At 64.1% G+C, this 19,862-nt stretch carries 19 protein-coding genes; 5 read left to right on the top strand and 14 right to left on the bottom strand.

What is annotated here, in order from left to right; genetic code table 11:
* Positions 1-26 precede the first annotated feature (26 nt).
* Together ACFQO4_RS07765 and ACFQO4_RS07760 are read right to left on the bottom strand one after the other, a co-directional pair.
* On the bottom strand, positions 27-3,545 hold the full coding sequence (locus tag ACFQO4_RS07765; RefSeq protein WP_500260333.1) for an LAGLIDADG family homing endonuclease: 3,519 nt from the start codon (positions 3,543-3,545) through the stop codon (positions 27-29).
* A gap of 180 nt (positions 3,546-3,725) precedes the next feature.
* Complete coding sequence (locus tag ACFQO4_RS07760; RefSeq protein ID WP_500260332.1) at positions 3,726-4,103, bottom strand: thiol-disulfide oxidoreductase DCC family protein; 378 nt, start codon at positions 4,101-4,103, stop codon at positions 3,726-3,728.
* Positions 4,104-4,368: 265 nt separating this feature from the next.
* Here ACFQO4_RS07760 and ACFQO4_RS07755 point away from each other — a divergent pair, with 265 nt between their 5' ends.
* Complete coding sequence (locus ACFQO4_RS07755) at positions 4,369-5,007, top strand: DUF502 domain-containing protein (RefSeq protein WP_500260331.1); 639 nt, start codon at positions 4,369-4,371, stop codon at positions 5,005-5,007.
* A 49-nt stretch (positions 5,008-5,056) separates the two neighbouring features.
* Here the strand turns inward: ACFQO4_RS07755 and ftsY are convergent, their stop codons facing one another.
* Positions 5,057-6,493: a signal recognition particle-docking protein FtsY gene (gene ftsY, locus ACFQO4_RS07750; protein ID WP_500260330.1), complete on the bottom strand. Its 1,437-nt coding sequence runs from the start codon at positions 6,491-6,493 to the stop codon at positions 5,057-5,059.
* Between the two features lie 64 nt (positions 6,494-6,557).
* Positions 6,558-7,034, bottom strand: a complete 477-nt coding sequence (pfdA, locus tag ACFQO4_RS07745) for a prefoldin subunit alpha (RefSeq protein ID WP_500260329.1) — start codon at positions 7,032-7,034, stop codon at positions 6,558-6,560.
* A 223-nt stretch (positions 7,035-7,257) separates the two neighbouring features.
* On the opposite strand from pfdA, the gene ACFQO4_RS07740 reads away from it, so the two are divergent.
* A complete protein-coding gene (locus ACFQO4_RS07740; protein WP_500260328.1) occupies positions 7,258-7,572 on the top strand; it encodes an ASCH domain-containing protein in 315 nt (104 codons plus the stop codon).
* Between the two features lie 109 nt (positions 7,573-7,681).
* On the opposite strand, the gene ACFQO4_RS07735 is transcribed toward ACFQO4_RS07740, so the two are convergent.
* The 6 genes from ACFQO4_RS07735 to ACFQO4_RS07710 all read right to left on the bottom strand — a co-directional run bounded on the left by ACFQO4_RS07735 (position 7,682) and on the right by ACFQO4_RS07710 (position 11,543).
* A complete protein-coding gene (locus ACFQO4_RS07735) occupies positions 7,682-8,347 on the bottom strand; it encodes a translation initiation factor IF-6 (protein WP_500260327.1) in 666 nt (221 codons plus the stop codon).
* A gap of 1 nt (position 8,348) precedes the next feature.
* Positions 8,349-8,627: a 50S ribosomal protein L31e gene (locus ACFQO4_RS07730; RefSeq protein WP_253431751.1), complete on the bottom strand. Its 279-nt coding sequence runs from the start codon at positions 8,625-8,627 to the stop codon at positions 8,349-8,351.
* 2 nt (positions 8,628-8,629) lie between these two features.
* The gene (locus tag ACFQO4_RS07725; RefSeq protein WP_497902219.1) at positions 8,630-8,782 is read right to left on the bottom strand and encodes a 50S ribosomal protein L39e; all 153 of its coding nucleotides are present in this window, start codon (positions 8,780-8,782) and stop codon (positions 8,630-8,632) included.
* Between the two features lie 86 nt (positions 8,783-8,868).
* On the bottom strand, positions 8,869-9,894 hold the full coding sequence (locus ACFQO4_RS07720) for a hypothetical protein (RefSeq protein WP_500260326.1): 1,026 nt from the start codon (positions 9,892-9,894) through the stop codon (positions 8,869-8,871).
* Between the two features lie 399 nt (positions 9,895-10,293).
* Complete coding sequence (gene thpR, locus ACFQO4_RS07715; protein WP_500260325.1) at positions 10,294-10,851, bottom strand: RNA 2',3'-cyclic phosphodiesterase; 558 nt, start codon at positions 10,849-10,851, stop codon at positions 10,294-10,296.
* Between the two features lie 113 nt (positions 10,852-10,964).
* Entirely contained in the window at positions 10,965-11,543 is a 579-nt protein-coding gene (locus ACFQO4_RS07710; RefSeq protein ID WP_500260324.1) for a cysteine hydrolase family protein, read from the bottom strand.
* A 223-nt stretch (positions 11,544-11,766) separates the two neighbouring features.
* On the opposite strand from ACFQO4_RS07710, the gene ACFQO4_RS07705 reads away from it, so the two are divergent.
* Together ACFQO4_RS07705 and ACFQO4_RS07700 are read left to right on the top strand one after the other, a co-directional pair.
* On the top strand, positions 11,767-12,861 hold the full coding sequence (locus ACFQO4_RS07705; RefSeq protein ID WP_500260323.1) for a DUF373 family protein: 1,095 nt from the start codon (positions 11,767-11,769) through the stop codon (positions 12,859-12,861).
* A 144-nt stretch (positions 12,862-13,005) separates the two neighbouring features.
* Entirely contained in the window at positions 13,006-15,933 is a 2,928-nt protein-coding gene (locus ACFQO4_RS07700) for a PAS domain S-box protein (RefSeq protein WP_500260322.1), read from the top strand.
* Positions 15,934-15,942: 9 nt separating this feature from the next.
* Here ACFQO4_RS07700 and ACFQO4_RS07695 read toward each other — a convergent pair whose 3' ends face one another.
* The gene (locus ACFQO4_RS07695; protein ID WP_500260321.1) at positions 15,943-16,785 is read right to left on the bottom strand and encodes a polyprenyl synthetase family protein; all 843 of its coding nucleotides are present in this window, start codon (positions 16,783-16,785) and stop codon (positions 15,943-15,945) included.
* 53 nt (positions 16,786-16,838) lie between these two features.
* On the bottom strand, positions 16,839-17,117 hold the full coding sequence (locus ACFQO4_RS07690; RefSeq protein WP_500260320.1) for a hypothetical protein: 279 nt from the start codon (positions 17,115-17,117) through the stop codon (positions 16,839-16,841).
* A gap of 545 nt (positions 17,118-17,662) precedes the next feature.
* Here ACFQO4_RS07690 and ACFQO4_RS07685 point away from each other — a divergent pair.
* Positions 17,663-18,442 (top strand): hypothetical protein, encoded by a 780-nt coding sequence (locus ACFQO4_RS07685; protein ID WP_500260319.1) that lies wholly within the window; start codon positions 17,663-17,665, stop codon positions 18,440-18,442.
* Between the two features lie 101 nt (positions 18,443-18,543).
* Here ACFQO4_RS07685 and ACFQO4_RS07680 read toward each other — a convergent pair whose 3' ends face one another.
* Both ACFQO4_RS07680 and ACFQO4_RS07675 read right to left on the bottom strand, forming a co-directional pair.
* The gene (locus ACFQO4_RS07680; RefSeq protein ID WP_500260318.1) at positions 18,544-18,855 is read right to left on the bottom strand and encodes a DUF7577 domain-containing protein; all 312 of its coding nucleotides are present in this window, start codon (positions 18,853-18,855) and stop codon (positions 18,544-18,546) included.
* A gap of 83 nt (positions 18,856-18,938) precedes the next feature.
* Positions 18,939-19,850 carry an acyltransferase gene (locus ACFQO4_RS07675; RefSeq protein WP_500260317.1) on the bottom strand — a complete coding sequence of 304 codons (912 nt, stop codon included), beginning with the start codon at positions 19,848-19,850 and terminating at the stop codon, positions 18,939-18,941.
* Positions 19,851-19,862: the final 12 nt, after the last annotated feature.

Genomic DNA, 19,862 nt, shown 5'->3' with positions numbered 1-19,862 from the left:
ACGCCGAGCACGAGCGCGAGCGACGCCTACGTCGTCCGCAAGTTGTTCGTACTCGGCTCGTAAACCTCGCCTTTCTGCTTGAGCTTCTCGATCTCGTGTTCGGCTTTCGACTGGTCCATGCCGATCTCGTTCGCCCGCTCGAGGACGACGTCGATCGGCGCGCCCTCGTCGTACTCCTCCTCGACGTCGCTGATCAGTTGCTTGATGTTCTTGATCCGGTCGCGCTGAGACTTCGAGGTCCCTGCCTCGACGATGTCCGCGTCGAACTCGCCGGTCTCGGGATCGACGCCGATGTCCTGCAGACACGAGCGAACGATCTCGATCACGCGCGTGGCGTCTTCCTCCTCGACCGTATCGGAGAGGCGGATCCGCGCGCTGGCCTCCGACAACCGGACCAGGCCCTCGAGCTTTCGGGCCGTCACCGGCACTGCGGCGTCCTCGTCGGTCCCCTTCGAGCGGAGGTCGACGTAGAAGTCCCGGATGGCTTCCCGGGCCTCCTGAGTCATCCGCGGGTGGCAGTTCTGCTTGGAGTACGCGATGTACTTGCGCAGCAAGTCGGCGTCGATCACCGGGTCGACCTCCTCGGTCATCGACTCGATCTCCTCGGTGGAGACGTCGAGCTGGGGCATCTCCCGTTGCTGGGTCGTCAACTCGCCGGCGTAGTTCGTCGTCAAGATGTGTTCTGCCAGATTGCGGTCTTTCTCCTCGTCGGGCTGGTCCGTGACGGTGAAGATCAGATCGAACCGCGAGATGAGCGCCGGCTCGAGGTCGATCTGCTCGCTGATGGGCTCGTAGTGGTCGAAGCGGCCGTACTTAGGATTGGCCGCCCCGAGCAGCGAACAGCGGGATTTGAGGGTGGCGTTGATGCCGGCCTTCGAAACGGAGATCCGCTGTTGCTCGAGGGCCTCGTGCATGGCGCTTCGATCCTCCGGGCGCATCTTGTCGAGCTCGTCCACCGCCGCAATTCCCTGGTCGGCGAGGACGAGGGCTCCGGCCTCGAGGGTCCACTGTTGGCCGTCGCCGAAGTCGTCTCTCACCGCAGCAGCGGTAAGCCCTGCCGAGGACGACCCCTTGCCCGAGGTGTAGACCGAACGGGGTGCAATATTTTGAATATATCCTAGCATCTGAGAGTTGTGGGAGATGATCCCGTTCGAGATGTAGTTGTGTGTGCCTTCGATTTCGAGATCGTATACCCACTCCTCGTCGGGTTCAACTGCATCGATTACCTCTATACGATCCCAGCAAACGTCCCCCTCGATGAAGTGTTGGAGTCGTTGCACGGCTGTCTCGAGTGAACCCCCATCGGCGGATAGGGGGCTATCTACTTTCGATTTCTCAGCCGAGATCGATTGTTCGAACCTGGACACCACCTTTTTTAGACTCTCTCTACTAGGGTTACGAGAACCCCGTTCGTAGTGCTGATACGTACTCCGAGGAATTCCGCATTCGGCCTGTGTGAGGCCTAGCGACTCTCTGATACGCCGTAATTCTGTTCCAATTTTGGGAACTATGTCGGTATTCGTGTTCCCGGCCGTTCCAGTGTAACTGTCCGCAGCACTTTGCTTCCGATCTGTGACAAACCCGACTTTGGATACGTACGTTCCGAACTCTTTACCGCTAATTCGGAGTCGATGACTTCCATTGTGTCGCTCGTGCAGTTGGGAGCGAATCCCGAGGGATAGCAGAATCGATCTGACGCCCTCGAGCAATTCTTCACTCATCGAAGCCACTGTCAGTTCACGCTGAGTTTGAGAGACGTGGCCTTCTCCCTCAATCACCCCTTTTACAAATTCGGTCTGAATTCTTGTCGAAGCGCGTAATAGTTGCTCTGGAACCCGTTGTTCGTGCGATGACTGCAGTAATCGTGGATCGAGCGACTGGAGGAAACTTACGAACTCGCCAGATGAACACAGTATCTCACGAGCCTCTTTATCGGGATGTACCTCCCGAACCGTTGCGTTCAAATTGAGATCCGAAAGAGCACACTTGGCGTCTTCCAGGACTTCTTGATCGTTGTTTGTAATCGAGACGAAACCCGTGTTGTCAGGGCGTTTCTCGACGTATCCCTCTGCTACAATATACCCGACTAACCGGGCGAGAGAAGGGGTCCACTCGGTTGGTACGTCGAGGCGAACGGCATTCCTCGATTGGGAACGTCGGACATCTCCCTCAAGCGAGTCGTTTCCTTCCGTTGGGAGACGACGAGGAACGCTAATAAACGAACCTTCCTGTAGCTCACTCGCTCGTACTGGTGTGAAGTGACCGTCTTGCTGAACAAACAACGGATGCGACGGTGTTACTTCGATTTCGCGTCCGCTCGATGTCTGAATTCGATACAACTGGTCGGGTGCTTCACGCTTCCAGACTTTGGTAGCTCGTTGATTCGATATGGTGCCGTCCTGTTGAAGGGAGGGGACCTCGAGGTCGACTTCATCCCACCACCCGTCGTCGATGGGTTTCGGATTCTCGAGGTTCGATTCGACGAGTTCCCTGATACTGACTTCACGTCCATCTCCAAGTACGACTTCCGTGTCGCCTGAAACACATTTCCCCGTACCAGGATCTCCGATAAGTAGCATGTGCAGGTCTCCGCGAATCCTCGAGCCGTCGGGTAACTGCTTCGTCACGCCCGAGAACAGCTGGAGCATCATCGCGAGCTTCTCTTCCTCGTAGCCGTAGATGGCCGGCGCGATGGAGCCGACCATGTCCTCGTAGACGTCCTCGCGCTGGGAAATCTCGTAGATCTGTTTCTTGTCCTCGTCGGTGATGTCCATGTCCTCGAACTGCTCCTCGTCGACCTGGACGGACATTCCCTCCATGTAGAAGTCGAAGATGGGCGACTTCTCCTGCTGGTTGCCCTGTTGCTCGAGGCGCAGGACGCCCACCGCGGAGACGTGATCGCCGGGGGTGACCTCGCCGGTGATGTCGTCCTCGATGTTGACGTCGATGGCCTGGGGCGTCTCACCGCCGCGCAGTCCCTCGGGGCTCTCCTGGATGCGCAGTTTCTGGGAGTCGACGAACTCGGACTGGTCGAAGTTCACGCGGAAGGGGCCCTGTCGCTCACAGCCCTGGCACTCGTGGGGTTCCTGGAAGTCGCCGGTCGACTGGGGGATTCGCGAGAGAGTGCCACAGAGCTGGCACTCGAAGGCGGCCTCCTCGATCTTCGGGCGGACGTCGGTAGCCTTCCGGACGATGCCGCGCACCTGGACGAGGGTGTTCATGTGGCGGGCGCGAATCTCGCGGATCTCGGGGGATTCGGTGTCCGGGAGAGTGTGGATGCGGACGTGGGCCTGCCCGAGGCTGACGTCGATCGGCAGGTCGTAGAGTCGGAGGGCTTCCTCGGCGTAGCGCTGGAGCTGTTCTGGCTGGTTCAGGAAGTCGTCGGCCAGGTCCGGGTCGAACCGGTAGAGGTCCTGCCAGTCGACCGACAGCGAGCGCTGTTCGTTGGGGTAACGCTGGGCGAGCTGCTTGATCTCGTTGTCGTAGTAGTTACGGAAGAACTGCTCGAACGCGTCGACGAGTTCAGAGTTGCCCGCTTGCGCCATTGAAATCGTCTAGGGTCGGCATGGGGTATAAATGGTCGTATAGCCGGCTGAAAGTGGTCAGCCTGACTCTCTTATTCCCTGAGTAATTCGACCACCCGAGACGTTCGAGACTCGTTGTTCGGTAATAGTATAGATGTTATAGCGAGGATCAATATCGTTCGTACGAGGTGACGGCTGCTGTCACTGCTGTCTCGCCGGTGGGTCCCGGCTCGCAATTTTGCCGAACAGGACCCGGTTGTCCGCAACCGCGCGGTATCCCCACTCTCGCAATCGACCGTGTCCGGGGAGTCGCCGGAACGCTCGAGCCACGAACCGATCGGGCGTCTCGAGGCGGGCCACGGCCTCCTCGAGGGCTTCGCCGCAGGAGTAGACCCGGTCCCGGGTGAGGAGGTGGGCGCAGGTTTCGTAGTCGTCGGGCAGTCGGGCGAGTTGATCCGGCGAGAGGTCCTCGAAGCCGACGAGTTCGAACGCGCCGCGGGCACCGGCGTACTCGGCACACCAGGTACAGAAGCCACAGTCGTCGTCGTAGACGAGTCGCGGTGGCGGCGTTTTCGTCATGTCTCCATCGATGGTTGGGCGACCGAAAGGTCTGTCCCTCGGGCAGTCGCCGACCGCCTCGAGCGCTGGCGTGACCGTACCACTGTCCGTCCTCGAGCGCTGGCGTGACCGTCCCGTCGGTCATACTCGAGCGCTGGCACGATCATTCCACCGGTCATACGAGCACTGAGACGATCACCGCCGGTGCCGTGAGCGCGTCGATACCACCGACTCGTGATCACTGCAGGCCGAACGAATTTCATGGATCCGTACCGTATACGGACGTATGAACGCGCTGTCGTCGCGGCTGAGGCGGTGGTTCGTCAACGGGGTCGTGATCACGATCCCGATCATCGTCACGCTCATCGTCCTCCTCGTCGTCCTTGAGTTCGTCCTCGGGATCCTCACGCCGGTGATCGCCGGCATCGGCTACCTCTGGGACAACGAGCCGTCGACAGCGGTCATGCAAGTGCTGACCATCCTCGCGCTGCTCGCATTCTTCCTCCTCGTCGGACTCGCTGCGGATTACACCCCCGGTACGTACCTCTCTCGCTGGTTCCACCGCACCTTCGAGACGATTCCCGGCATTGGAACGATCTACACGAGCGTTCGCCAGGCGAGCAACGTCCTGATCGACGACGACGTCGACCAGTTCGAGGACGTGAAACTCGTCGAATTCCCCCACCGGGGCGCGCACGTCCTCGGCTTTCTGACCGCCGACACTCCGACGGCGATCGAGGAGAGTGCAGATGCGGGGGACATGCAGACGGTCATGATCCCGCTCGGCCCGAATCCGATGACGAACGGGTTCATCGTCCACGTCCCCGATGAAGCCGTCTCCGACGTCGACGTCAGCGTCGAGGAAGCCGTGCGAATGACCGCGACGCTCGGCGTCGCGTCCAACGGCGTGGACGAGGATCGCTGATTTGCTCGACGCCCTCGAAAAACGTCGTCCGCTGTGAGAACGTCAGTCCTTACTCCTCGAGCAGCCGCTCGACCATCTCGTCGGGGTCGAAGGGCTCGAGGTCCTCGTAGCCCTGGCCGATGCCCAGGAAGAGGATCGGCTTGCCGGTGACGTGGGCCACCGAAATGGCTGCCCCGCCGTTCGAGTCGGCGTCGGCTTTCGTGAGAATCGTGCCGTCGATCTCGGCGGCCGCGTTGAACTCCCGGGCTCGGTTGACGGCGTCCTGGCCGGCGACGGCCTCGTCAACGAACAGGGTCATGTCGGGGCCGACGACGCGACCGATCTTCTCGAGTTGGTCCATCAGCCCCTCGTTGGTGTGGAGCCGACCCGCGGTGTCTCCGAGGACGACGTCGACGTCGTTGGCCTCGGCGTACTCGACGGCGTCGTAGAGCACCGCTGCGGGGTCGCCGCCCTGGTCGTGGGCGATGAGTTTGGAGTCCCGGGCTCTGGCGTGCTCGGCGATCTGTTCGTTCGCGCCGGCGCGGTAGGTGTCGCCGTTGGCCATCACCGTCGAGTAGCCGCGTTCCTCGAAGTAGCGGTCCAGCTTCGCGATGGAGGTCGTCTTGCCGACGCCGTTGACGCCCGTGAAGACGATGACGACCGGCTTGTCCTCGATGGCGATCCGCTCGTCGAAGTCGAACTGGCCGACGCTGATCACGTCGTAGATTGCGTCTTTGAGGGCCTCTTCGACGACCGCGCCCGTCGAGGTGGTGAACGTGCGTGTCTCGCCGACGAGTTTCTCGCGGATGTTGTCGACGATCTCGTCGACGACGCCCATTTCGACGTCGCTCGAGAGCAGGGCCAGTTCGAGTTCCTGAAGCGGCCCCTCGAGGTCGTCTTCTTCGATGACGAACTTGCCGCGGACGAGTGATTTGGCCTTGCGGCCGAAGCCGATGCCGCTGGTGTCGTCTGCGTCGGTTTCGGCTTCAACTTCAGCTTCGACTTCAGCGTCGGCTTCGACCTCGAGGTCCTCTTCGGGTTCGTCTCCGTCTTCGCTTTCGCCCAGCAAACCGCCCCCGACAACCTCCTCGTCGGTCGTGGCATCCTCCTCGATCGCTCCGTCTTCGACGGGTGCGGCGTCGGTCTCTGCAACGGGAGCGTCGTCTCGAGTTCCGAACGCGCCAGCGTCGGTCGCGTCCGCGTCCGCAGACTCGCGTTCGGGTTCGGGTTCAGTACTTGCACCAGCAGCCGCTTCGTCCTCGAGTTCAGACTCGACACTCGACCGCGGGTCGGTCGCCGTGGCTGGGGCCGTCGCTGCTGGTTCGTTCTCGGCGTCCGGTTCAGGTTCCGGTTCCGGTTGCGCGGGTTCCGCCTCTGACGCGTCAACCGGTTCCTCGAGGTCGCCGTCCTCGAGTTCGTCCTCGTCGACGTCTTCGACGTTCGCCTCCGCGGCTTCTTCGGCGTCCTTGCGGAAACTGCCGAGTTTTTCCTTCAGGTTGTCGAACATAGGTGTCGCCTACTCGTTCCTCGTTCTCGTTGCTGGTTTCTCGTTCCTCGTTTCTCGGTCCTCGTTACTCGTCGAGGCCCTGATCCGATCCCGGACCCTGGCCCTGACCCTGCATCTGCTGCATCTGCTGTTGCATCGCCTGCTGTTGGAGCTGCTGGGCCTGCTGTTCGAGCTGGCCGCTTTCGCTCTCGAGATCCGTAATCTCCTCCTCGAGGTCGTCGATCCGGTCGCCGAGGCGGTCTTTCTTGTGCTCGAGCGTCTCGGCAGCGCCGTCCTGGTCCCGTTCGATGGCGTAGTCGGCACCGAGTTCGACGATGATCTCGTCGATGTCGTCGATCGTCGCCCGGACGTAGGCGCCGCCGCCCAGGGGAACCTGGACCGTCGAGCCGGTCTCGAGCTGATCGATGGCGTCGGTCGCCTCGTCGACGGCGTCCTGTTCGTCCCGGACTTGCTCGACTTCACTCCGGAGGACCTGGATCTGTTCTTCGATCTCCTGGAGCTGCTGGGAGAGTTCCTGCAGCTGTTGCTGACTGGCGCCCATCAGTGAGCCACCTCGGTTGCGGCGTCGGTTCGCGCGTGTGTCGCCTCGCGGCTATCGATTGTTCGCATGGCTATTGGTCCGTCAGGCAGTCGGAAGAATGTTCCCTTCCCTGCCGACCCGACTACTCGGGATCGATGAATCCGGGTTCCGAGACGCCAGCCATGCTCGAGACCATCCCCACCGTAGGCTCAAGCGTTTTTGCCCCACCGACCGAATGCCGGGTATGACCGAACTCGAGCCGGATACCCTGCTCCCCTCGCCTCGAATGCGATCACAGGCTTCCGACGGCGAAATCACCCAGATTCACCGCGGACGAGCCTACGCCGAAGCGGGCGATACGTTCGTCGTCGACGACGCGACGTTCGAAGTCGTCGACGTCACGGAGCGAACCCTCGGGGACCTGACGGACGCCGACACCAGAAGAGAGGGCGTCGAGGACCTCGAGGCGTACCGCGACCTGCTCGAGCGCGCTCACGAGAACTTCGAGTGGGACGACGGGAGCGAGGTCCTTTGCCATCGGTTCGAGCGTCGGGAGTAAGGGTAAAATCAGTGAAGCGTGGCTACGCTCGAGGCCGTACCATGATCGTCCGTAGAAACTGTTAGTCGATCTCCGGCCATCACAGGCAAGAAACGCGACTCGTCTGCCGTCAGTCGATGTACCCGAGCGCGTCCTCGATTCGGCCCAGTTCCGGCCCCGTCGTGTCTCTCCCGACGACGTATCCCTGGGCGTTGGCGAGCAGACCGGAGCCGACCAGCGGCGCACCGTAGTTGATCGTTCCCACGTCCGCGCGGACGTCGAGCGCGTCCTCGAGGGCGTCTAACTCCCCGTCGGTCGCCTTGGGATGACAGAGGACGCCATCGTTCGTCGCCACGGCCGCGGTTCCGACCGTCCTGACGCCGGCGAGGTCGCCGCGTTCGACGGGCACCTCGAGAGCGTCGCCGACGACCTGGACGGCCTCGCGGGGGAGATCGGGGTGGACGTACGCGCCGTAGTCGTTCGCGAGGACGACGTTTCCAGCGGCGTTGATCTGGCCGGGCAACTCGGTGACGGGCACGTCGAGGGTTTCCTCGAGGCGTTCGCGTTCGTACTCGAGGACGCGCGAACTGACGAGCAGGCCGTTCTCGTTACCCATCGCTAGGGCACCGACCGTCGAGGAGCCGCCGACGGTCGTCTGGACGGCCTCGACAGCGAGTTCCTCGGCGAGTGCTGTGACGAGGTCGTCGTCGGCGTCGGGGCGGACGAACAGGTGCGAGTCGGTCGCACGGGCGAAGACGCCGATGTACGACGACCCGCCGAACGCGGCGCGAAGCAAGTTACTCGGCGACCTCGGCCTCGACGATGGCCTCGCCGGCGTCCTCGAACCGGGCGGCGCGGACGCGGAGCTTCCGCGGCGGGTTCGCGCGGCCGTTAGCCCAGATCTCCTCGTTGATCGAGGGGTCGAGGCGGATGGCGTCCTCGTCGACGGCGAAGTGCTTCGCCAGGTGTTCGCGGACGACCGACATCGCGTAGTTGGCGGCCTCGTGGTTGGGGCCTTTCTTCACGTCACGCAGCGGGACGGTGACGACGCGTTCGTCGAAATCACTTGCACTCATGGTTACTCGTCAGTGTCGTTTCGACGCCAGTTGCGTCGTTTGGGGTTTCGCTGCACTTCCATGTCGGTCTTGAGCATGACCCACGCGGGGACGCGGCTGTTCTGGTTCTCGAGTTTGGCAAGCCGCTTCTTCTTGCCCTTGGATTTTTTGCCCATAGTGGACGCAGGTAACCGACGCTGGCTTAAAATCTTGTCCATCTGGCCGTCGAGGGTTCGACGCGCACTCGAGCAACGTGCCCGAGTCACCCGTCCTCGAGCAGATAGCGCTCGACGTAGGTCGTGACGGCCTCGAGGGTCGCCTCGCTGACGGTCGTCGTGTACTGCCAGTTCTCGACTCCGTCGTAGCCGTCGTGGCGGTAGAACGCGTCGTGATCGTAGCACGAGGTACCGTGGAATCGCGTCCCGCCGCCGACTCCCTCCGGTCCGGCGTAGGCGGTCGCCATCGGCGACACTTCGAGGGTGTCGTCGTCGACGCGGACGGCGGTCCCGAGGTCGTGTTCACACCGGCTGTCGATCACGGTTTCGACGACGTCGCCGGTGAGGAACGTGTGAAAGGCCTCGTGGATGGCGATGTTCTTCGTCACGTCGCGGGAGTCCCACGTCTCCGCAGCGCCGAGGTTGGCGACGACCTGTGCGTCCTCGCCCTCGACCGCACGGACGTGGTGGTTCGGACGCCGGGTGCCGCCGTACCCGACTGCGTAGTGAACCGGCCCCCACCAGCACAGGAGGTGGCTACACCGCCCCGTGACGGCCCCTCGCTCCTCGAGCACCTCGGCGAAGGCGTCGAGGACGCCCTGCTGGGTGGGCGCGACGGCGTCCCGCGGAGAAGAACCGGATGCGAGCGAGAGGTCGACCTGGCCGCCGCGTTCGACGATCACGTCGACGCCCTCGAGCCGTCCCTGCTCTGTGGCGTACGCAGTCACCTGGTTGAACGCATCCCTGATGGCCTCGAGGGCGTCCTCGTACGGCGGTGGCCAGCCACTCGAGACGCCCTGCCAGCCGTAGCGGGTCCACCCGGTCGTCGGGAGGGCGCCGGGGTAGACGCGGAGGTGGACCGGCCCTTCGGAGACCGACGTGGTCGTCGTCTCGGTGGTCGAAGAGAGGACGACTGCGCCGCCGAGGGCTGCCAGCACCTCTCGTCGGGTCGTGACGCCGTCGACGAACGCGTCGTCCGCCGTGCCGGCCGTAGCGCCGTCCGTCGTGTCGGTTGTCGCCCCGACTGTCGTTCCGTCGCCTCCAGAATCGCGGGACCCGTCGGTCTCGGTCATAGCATCGGCCGATCGGCACCCGTTTCGATCACCGCGGTGGCGGTCGCGCTCACGGACGCGTTTGGGTTCACGACAGTCAGGCTTCGACCGACATCGACCGTCCTCGATCCCTCGATCATACCTGTTCCGTTACAACAGAATCTGGTATTACTCTTCCCGCTGTATTTCGTCGATAACACGAGTTACAGGGCGTATAATAGTTGTTTGGTGACTCTACCCAAATCGAAAAATACACGTAAGTATCACAAAACAGTCTATTTTCGATGACGGTCTTTCAAGCGATACTGACGCGGGACTCGGACTGTCACGAACGACGGATAGTGAGCGGAGAGAACAGGTGGTTCGCCGATGGGAGACGGAACGTCGAAATCGACTCGAGCGAAAGCCTCGACGAACCGACTACTCGAGCGGGAAGCGCTCACGCGTCTCGTAGACGGGACCGTCGTCGGTGAGTCGACTCTCGGTGAGTCGAATCTCCTCGACGGTGGCCGTGCCGACGGTTGGCGAGCGCTCGCGGACGACCGACTGGACGCGCTCTTTCCCGCCGCCGTGGTCCATTCGCGCGATGGTGACGTGAGGCGTGAACTCGTGGTCGTCGGCCTCGAACCCCATCGCCGTCGTCCGATTCTCGACGGCCGCCTGGAGGCGCGTCAGTTCCTCGTGTCCGTTTTCGACGCCGAGCCAGACCACGCGGATGTACTCGAGGCTCGGAAAGACGCCCAGGCCGGCAAAGCGTGCCTCGAACGGGTCGACCCCGGCGTCGTCGACGGCGGCCTCGAGTTCCCGCTCGAGGTCGGGCACGCGATCGGGATCGACGTCACCGAGGAAGACGAGCGTGACGTGCGCCTGTGTCGGGTCGGTGAGCCGGATTCCGGCGGCATCGGAGAGCGGTTCCTGGGCCGCGGCGACGGCGTCGGCGAGCGATTCCGGGAGGTCGACGCTGACGAACAGTCGCATACCGGCGCTATGGCGCGTATGGGCTTGAATGCTGGTGGGGTCACGGCGATTCTAAAACTATGTATTATATACTTTTACACTATGAATAGTATACCATAACCACGACGACCCGATCACGCTCGGGCCGCGTCTATCACTGCCGCCGTCTCCGCGACCGTCGCGAACTCCCCCTCGAGGTGAGCCAGTGCGAGTCGGTGGCTCGTCTCGGCGTCGTAGGTCGTCCCGTCGTAGCCCTCGCGGTCGAACGTCGCCGTGGCGTCCGCGACGACGACCGGATCGAAGCCGCGGTTCTCGGCCATTCGGGTCGTCGTCGACACGCAGTGATCGGTGGTGAAGCCACAGAGGACGACCGTCTCTACGTCCCGTTTACGCAGGCGTTCCTCGAGGTCCGTGTCGACGAACGCGCCGTTGACTCGCTTCTCGAGGACGGGTTCGCCCTCGCGGGGTTCCCCGATGGATTTGAAGTCGTTTCCCGGTTGACCCGGTCGCAGCGGCGAGTCGGCCTCGCTCGAGCAGTGTTTCGCGTGGACGACCGGCCGGGCGGTCTCGCGCCAGGCCGCCAGCAAGTCCGCGATTCGCGCCTCGGCATCGGGATTGTTGCGCTCGCCCCAGACGGGGTCGTCGAAGCCTCGCTGGACGTCGATCGGGAGCAACGCCGCGTTCGCGGGAAGCGGGGTTTCGAGTCCGTTCATGCCGGTGGGTGGGGCTCGAGCGCGTTGAACGCTTCGACCAGCGTTCGAGGCAACTCCTGCGGTCGTTCGTTTCGCTCGAGCGCTTTGCCTGTCACCAGGCCTCGATCGCGACACGCCGTCTCGCTCGCAGAAGAGGGTCTCACACCGTCTCACCTTCGGAAGGGTATGCCACGTCCTCTCACTCCCAGAAGAGGGAAATACTGGGCAACCCAACGTCCCCACGATGCTGCTGGTCCTCTGTGTCGACCTCGACGACGACCTGGGTCGGAAGACCGGATTCTCGACGCCCGTCATCGGCCGCGAAGACGTCGAGGAGGCGGCCGTCGCCCTCGCGACCGCGGACCCGGAGGACTCCGACGTCAACGTCGTCTTCCAGGGGCTCCACATCTACGACGACCTCGACTCTCGCGACGAGAGCGTCGAGGTCGCCGTCGTCACCGGCCTTGAGGGATCCGACGTCAAAGCCAACCGCAAGGTCGGCGACGAGGTCGACACCGTGCTGGCCAGTCTGACGACGGGCGAGGACGTCACCGCGTTGCTCGTCACCGACGGCGCCCAGGACGAGTCGGTCGTCCCCATTATCCGCTCGCGGGTGCCCATCGACGGCGTCCGCCGGGTGGTCGTCCGCCAGGCCCAGAATCTCGAGTCGATGTACTACACGATGAAGCAGGTGCTGGCCGACCCCGAGACCCGGGGGACGGTCCTGATCCCGATCGGGATCTTGCTCCTGGTGTACCCCCTCGCGCTGCTCGGGAGCCTGTTCAACCTGCCCGGGCTGATGCTGGGGGTGACCTCGGCACTGCTCGGCCTGTACCTGATCTCGCGCGGCCTCGGCCTCGGCGAGCACCTCGACGAGAGCGTCGAGCGACTTCGGCTCTCGCTGTACGCCGGACGGATGACCCTCATCGCGTACGTCGTCGCCGCCACGCTGATGGTGCTCGGGGGCGTCAGCGGTCTCGACACGATCGAATCCGTCCAGGGAGAGACCGGCGGGGGCGTTCCGGTCGCGCTCGCGGCGTTCGTCTACGGCTCGATCCAGTGGATCGCCGCCGCCGGCATCACGACCAGTCTGGGCCAGATCACCGACGAGTACATCGCCGGGAGCCTCGAGCTACGCTACCTCAACGCCCCGTTCTACGTAATCGCGATGGCGATCGTCCTCCACGCCGTGAGCGCCTTCTTCCTCGATCGAGCCGGCATCCCGTATCTCGCGACAGCGTTGACGGGCGGGACGCTCCTGGGAATCGTGAGTACGCTCACGTTCGCGGTCGCAGAGTCGCGCCTGTCGGACGGCGCCCGTCGCGTCGAGGGTGCCTGAGACGGCCGCAGATGGGCGCTACCCACGCAAACGTCCGTACGAACTGGTACAGCGGTTGACATCCTCCACACGACTGAAGTCGTGGGCTTTCTCCTCGATGTTCTGTAACAGAGTATTTATGTGTCCGGTGATTGCCAAACGGGTATGGGTGAACGTCCGGAAACCGACGAGGCCGAGTCTTCTCCACCCGGCGCAGACGCCTCCTTCTCGGAACTCTATCGAACGCTCGTCGACGCCGTCCCCGGTGGGGTCTGTCAACTCGATGCGGACGGTTGCCTCGTCGCCGTCGACGACGCCCTCGTCGAACTGACGGGATACGATCGCGAGGAACTGGTGGGTGCATGCCCCTCCGCGTTCCTCACGGACGACGACGCGGAGCGACTGGAGGCCGAATTTCGATCGCGGTTGACGACCGACGCTTCGACGCTCGAGCTCGCGATCCGGACCGCATCCGGCGAATCGATTCCCTGCGAACTTCGACTCAACGTCGTGTCGGCCGGCGGGTCGTCTCGGGGGGCGGTCTGCATCGCCCGCGACGCGTCCGATCGGGTGCGACGAGAGGCCGAACTCGAGAGCGTTCAGGACGCGTTCGAGTCGATGGCTTCGGTCCTCGACGAGGCCGACGTCGGCGTCTTCCTCCTCGATTCGGACTTCGAGATCGTGTGGGCCGACCGGACGATCGAGCGGTTCTTCGACCTCGACCGGGAGAACGTCGTCGGCCGCGACAAGCGCAACGTGCTCGAGGAGACGATCGCTGACCGGGTAGCCGATCCGGAGTCATTCGTCGACGTCATCCGCTCGAGCTACGAGGACAACACCGCCGCCGAGCGATTCGAGTGTCGTCTCCAGTCGGTGGACGGAGCAGAGGAACGGTGGCTCGAGCATCGGAGCAATCCGATCACGGCCGGCCAGTACGCGGGCGGGCGAATCGAACTCTACTACGACGTCACGGATCGGAAGCGATCCGAGGTCGCGCTGTACGAACGTGAAGAGCAGTTGCGGACGCTGGTCGAGGCGGTCGACGAGTACGCGATCTTCATGCTCGACGCCGACGGGACGGTCGTCACGTGGAATACGGGTGCCCGGGAGATCAAGGGCTACACCACCGACGACGTCGTCGGCGACCACTTCTCGACCTTTTATCCGGAGGAGGATGCCGCGGACGGGAAACCGGAGCGGCTACTGGCGACGGCTCGCGAGGAGGGACAGGTCGAGGACGAGGGTTGGCGCGTCCGGAAGGACGGCTCGCGGTTCTGGGCGAACGTCGTCATCACCGCGATCAGGGACGACGGCGACCTGGTCGGGTACGCGAAGGTCACGCGAGACATGACCGAGCGACGGGAGTACGAGGAGCAACTCCGCCGTGAGCGCGACCTGACCGAACAACTCCTGCGGACCTCGCCGATCGCGATCTCGGTCCGGGACGCCGAGGGCTCGCTCCTCCTGGCGAACCACCGCGCGAGAGAGCTGTTCGGACTCACGGAGCCGGACCTCGCCGAGGGCTCCGAGAGCCTCGAGGAGTGGACGATTTCACACGCTGACGGTACGTCGTTTTCGCCGTCGGATCGGCCCGCGGTTCGCGTTCTCGAAACCGGAAATCAGGTTCTCGACCAGAAAGTCGTCGTCGAACGCCCTTCCGGCGACCGGATATGGCTCTCCGTGAGCGCCGCCCCCGTGTTCGACGACGGCGGCGACCTCCAGCGAATCATCACCACGGCCGAGGACATCACCGGGGTCAAAGAACGCGAACGACAACTCGAGTCCGAGCTCGGGGAACTGCTCGGACGGGTCTCAGACGCGTTCTACGCGCTGGACGACGAGTATCGATTCACGCACGTCAACGAACGCGCTGAGGAACTGCTCCAGGCCAACGAGGACGAACTCCTCGGCGAGTCGCTCTGGGAGATGTTTCCGGAGGCGGCCGAGGTCGACGAGGTCTGGGACGCGTTTCACACGGCGATGGAGACCCAGGAGCAGACCAGTTACGAACTCTACTTCGAGCCGCTCGACTTCTGGGTGGAGGCGAACCTCTATCCCTCCGAAACCGGGGTCTCCGTCTACTTCAGGGACGTCACCGAGCGAATCGAGCGCGAACAGGAGCTGGCGGAATCCGAGCGACGCTACCGCACCCTCGCCGAGCACTTCCCGAACGGGGTCGTCATGCTGTTCGACGAGGACCTCCGGTGTACGCTCGCGGCGGGACAGGCGTTCGAGAGGCTCCCCCTGTCTGTAGATGGCATAGAGGGGCGGACGCCGATAGAAGCGATCGGCGGCGAAGCTGGCGAGCTACTCGAGGAGACCTACGGCGACGCGCTCGAGGGTACCGAGCGATCGATCGAGATCGAGCACGCGGATCGCCAGTGGGCGGTCCACGTCGTCCCGATCACCACCGTCGAGGGCGAGTCCGTCGCCGGGTTGTCGATGTTCCAGGATATCACCGACCGCAACGAACGTATCCAGAAGCTCGAGCAGTTCGCGAGCGTCGTCTCCCACGGCCTGCGCAATCCACTGGGTATCGCCCAGATCTACACCGACATGGCGCGACGGGAGGGGAACCCGGAGGACTTCGACCAGATCGAGCAGTCCCTCGACCGCATGGAGACGATCATCGAGAACCTGTTGACCACCTCGCGCGAAGGCCGGAACGTCTCCGACCCGGATCCCGCTTCGCTCGCTGCGACCACGACGGCCGCCTGGCAGAACGTCGAGACGGCCGAGGCGACGCTCGAAGTGGGCGATGACCTCGGGCGGGTGCTCGTCGACGAAGACCAGCTCCACTCGCTCTTCGAGAACCTGTTTCGAAACGCCGTGCAGTACGGTGGCGAGGCGGTCACGGTTCGCGTCCGGTCGCTCGAGGACGAGCCCGGGTTCGCCGTCGAGGACACGGGGTCGGGAATCCCAGCAGAAAAACGGGACGAGGTGCTCCAGTACGGCTACACGTCGGGCAGCGGCACCGGCATCGGGCTCGCGGTCGTTCGTGACATCGCCCAGGCTCACGGCTGGGAGCTCTCGATCACGGAGGGCGAAGAGGGCGGTGCTCGCTTCGAATTCCGGGGCCTCGAGACGGCCTGACGATCGGTGTTAGCGTTCTCGCTCGACGACGAACTCCGCCAGCTCGAGCAGGTAGTCTCGCGCCTCGGCGTTCGCGACGTCGACGGTGCCGAGGGCGTCGATGGCCCGGTCGGCCTCCGCTCGGGCCCGGCCGTTCGCCTCGGCCGGCGTCATGTCCGTGATCTGCACGAGCGACGGACGCTCCATCACGGCGTCGTGTCCGGTCGGCTTGCCGAGCGCTTCGGGGTCGGCGACGGCGTCCAGAACGTCGTCACGGATCTGGAAGGCGACGCCGACCCGTTCGGCGTACTCGCCGAGGGCCTCGACCGTGAACGTGTCCGCGTCGGCCGCGATGGCGCCGAGTTCGGCGGCCGCCCGGAACAGCGCCCCGGTCTTGCGCCGGGCGAGGGTCATGTACTCGGCTTCCGTCTCGGGTTTCGCCTCGAGTTCGGTCGCCTCGCCGACGCCGAGTTCGACCATCGCCTCGGAGACGACCTGCATCGCGGCGGGGTCGCTCGAGAACAGCGCGAAGGCTTCCCCGAGGAGGCCGTCGCTGGTGATGATCGCGGGGCCGTACCCCAGCTCCGACCAAGCGCTGGTGGTGCCCCGCCGGAGGGCCGAGCGGTCGATGATGTCGTCGACGACGAGCGACGCCGTGTGGACGAGTTCGATGCCGACGCCGAAGTCGACGGCGTCGCTCGCCGCTCCGCCGACGGTTTCACAGGCGAGGACGGTCACCGTCGGGCGGACGCGTTTTCCCCCGGCGAGGGTCGCGTGACGGACGCCGTCGTTGAGCGCCTCCGGCTCGACGCCGTCGACGACCTCGATGAGTCGCTCCTCGAGGAGCGCTCGACGGTGCTCCAGCAGTTCCATTGACAGGGCTTAGGACGGCCCTCAAAAGTAGGTGACGGTTGCCAGCACCGCCTTCACAGCGCGCGCCGGTAGCCACACGCCGGACAGTACAGCGCGTCCGAACGAACGAGGAGGTAGCTCCGCTCACAACGACCGCACGACCCGGCGATGGAGGCGCCCAGCTCTCGAGCCAGGCCGCTCACGGTGCCCTCGAGCAATCGCTGGCGGCGCTCGGTCGCGTCGAGTCGAGCGAGTACGGTCTCGAGTCGCTGGTCCGTTCGTCGCGCGGCGCCCTGCCCCGCCGGTTTTCGGCCAGGGACTCCGCGTCGAGTGTGGCGTTGTCTGGTGTCCATACGCGTATCTACGCGTCTCGAGGAGAAAAGCACGTTTTCACGCCCGGTGGCACGTTCGCCGGCCGATTCCGGCTGACGGCCACAACGCTCAAGATAGCCGTTTCCCATGGTTCGGGTGGCGACGGTGGCCAGCAACAGCAGAGGTGGTGGAACGGCCATGGACGTCGCCAGGGGGTACGTCCCTGCTCCGACGGTGCCAGACTGTATCCAAGGTTGCTGGATGTCACGGACGTTTGCCGTTACTTCGTCGTTCGAGACGTCTTCTCGATGCGGTTCGACGTTCTCTTTGTACTCCGTGTTGCCGTGCTTCGTTGCTGCCGTGCTTCGTCGGTTGGCGCGCGCATGTCTACGACGACACTCGTGACTCGAGAGCGACGCCGACAACGATCGATTACGCTGCCTCCCCACGCAGGTAAGTGGCGGTTACACGCCCCCGGAGCGACGATCGGACGGATAACCGACGCCGACGGCCATCGCGACCGATAGGTGCGAACGATCCGAGGCCAGAAGGGTTATGACGGTAGTCGCATATTACTACTCGATTCATGACTGGCGACCCGTCGTTCGTCGACCGCTTCGACGATCCACGGATTACGACGCAGTTCTGCCGCCGACTCTCTGGCGAGACGGACGTAACGCTCCTCGGCGTCGTTCACGATCACCCTGCAAGCATCGCCCGCGTCGAAACCGTCCTCGAGTATCTGGAGCCAGATTCGCTGGCACTGGAACTCCCTGGTGCGGCCGTTCCGCTGTATCGAACTTACGCCCGCGACAGCGAGGGGACGCCCTCGCCCGAATTCGGCGGCGAGATGGCGGCCGCGATTCGCGCCGCGCCGGAAGCGGACGTCGTGGGTATCGACGCTCCCAACTGGTCGTTTCTCCGCCGCCTCTTCACTCGCTTGCTCGCCGACCGCGTCCCGGCGTCTACCGCTCGACGGGTCCTCTCGAGTCTCGGCGGGGCGACGCGGACGGCGCTGACCTGTCGCGTCGCCGCTACCGTCTCGAACGCGACGTCGGTGACCGTTGCCTGCGACGATCCGATCGAGTACGCCTGTTCGGCGGACGATCCGCCCGCAACGCAGGCCGAACACGAGCGCCGACACGTCTCCGGCGTCAGAACGCTCCTCCAGCTCCAGGGTGACGGGGCGGACGCGACGACGTATCGTGACGAGACGCGGGAATCGTGCATGACCGACCACCTCGAGTCGCTCCGGGCGGAGGGGTCGGTCGTCGCCGTCGTCGGCGTCGATCACCTGGAGGCGCTCGAGACGGCGCTGGCTGGTAGTGACGGTGATGGTGACGGTGACGATGGTTCACAGCGATGACGACTCGCTGTGACGACGACTCGCGGTGACGCGCCACCTTCTGGCACGGAAATGACGAACTCGACGAACCGACCAGCACCGAGAAAACGGATCCGTCGCGGCTACCGTCTGAGCGGCGAGACGCACACCCGGCAGTAGGTGAACGTCGGCTCTTGTTCGTTCGGCGCGCCGCAGTGCGGACAGGTCGTCGTCTCGCCGTCGACCTCGAGGTCGGCGTCGAGTGAGTCGGTGCCGTCGTGGTGAGTGCGGGCCCGATCCAATCGCGGCGACGACTGCAGGCCGGCGTGCTCGCCGTCGGTGACGGACGCGGGAAGGCTGGTCTCGCCGTCGCGGCGCACGTACGCGTAGTAGAGCACCAGGTGGAGTAAGGCGAACAACAGCACGTACCCGACGAGCCAGACCCAGAGGCTCATTAGTGTGCTATACGTTCTCAACCTACTTGGTTATTGCCCGAACTATCGCCGCTCGTGACAGTCTGAATTGGGAACGCTCGCCGTCAGTTCGTTCGGCGTCCGGGCGGCGTCAGGTCGCGCTGGAACTCGTCGAACTGCTCGTGGCCGTCGTCCAGGTCGTACTCGATCTCGCGTTCGGCCTGTCGGTTCTCGCCCGCGTCCTCGAGCGGGGTCGCGACGTCCTCCCAGCCGGGTTTGATCTTGATACTCTTTGCGGGCATACCGACGGCGATGTGGTGGGCCGGTACGTCGTTCTGGACGATGGCGCGGGCGCCGACGATGGCGTTCTCGCCGACTCTGTTCCCCGCTCGCACCATCGAGTCGTAGGTCAGGCGGACGTCGTCTTCGACGATGGTGTGGAAGTTTCGGACTTCGGTCTGGTCGACGACGTCGTGGTCGTGGCTGTAGAGGTGCGCGCCGTCGGAGATGGAGACCCGGTCACCGATCGTGAGCCTGCCGCGGTCGTCGAGGTGGACGTCGTCGTGGATGACCGTGTTGTCGCCGACCGTGATGTTGTGGCCGTACGTGAACGTGATCCCCTTGAAGAAGCGGCAGTTCTCCCCACAGTCCTCGAAGAGGTGATCGGCGAGCATTCGCCTGAACCGGAGGGCGAACTCGACGTTGTCGGCGAGTGGCAGGCTGTCGAACTGTCGCCAGAGCCACTGGAGGTGTTTCGAGCGCTCGAACTTCTCTTCGTCCTTCTCGGCGTAGTACTCGCTCTCGAGGGTCGTGTTACAGGGGTCGTAACTCTGGAGCCTGACGAGTTCGGCTGGCGAGACGTCGCCACCGGCTTGCCAGCGCTCGTAGGCGTCCCGGTCCCCAGAGAGATCGATCAGTACGTCCTCGACGACCGAACAGGTGCTCTCCTCGCTCGAGAGACGCTCGTCGACAGTCGTCACGAACTCCCGCATCCCCGCCTCCGCCTCGTCCGGCAGCGAGACGTACCGCTTGGTCATGTCGCGATGTAC

Origin of the sequence: Saliphagus sp. GCM10025334 (assembly GCF_042663485.1) — an archaeon.
In the GTDB taxonomy this organism is placed as follows: Archaea; Halobacteriota; Halobacteria; order Halobacteriales; family Natrialbaceae; genus Natronosalvus.
This window is presented reverse-complemented; position numbering and strand designations above follow the sequence as displayed.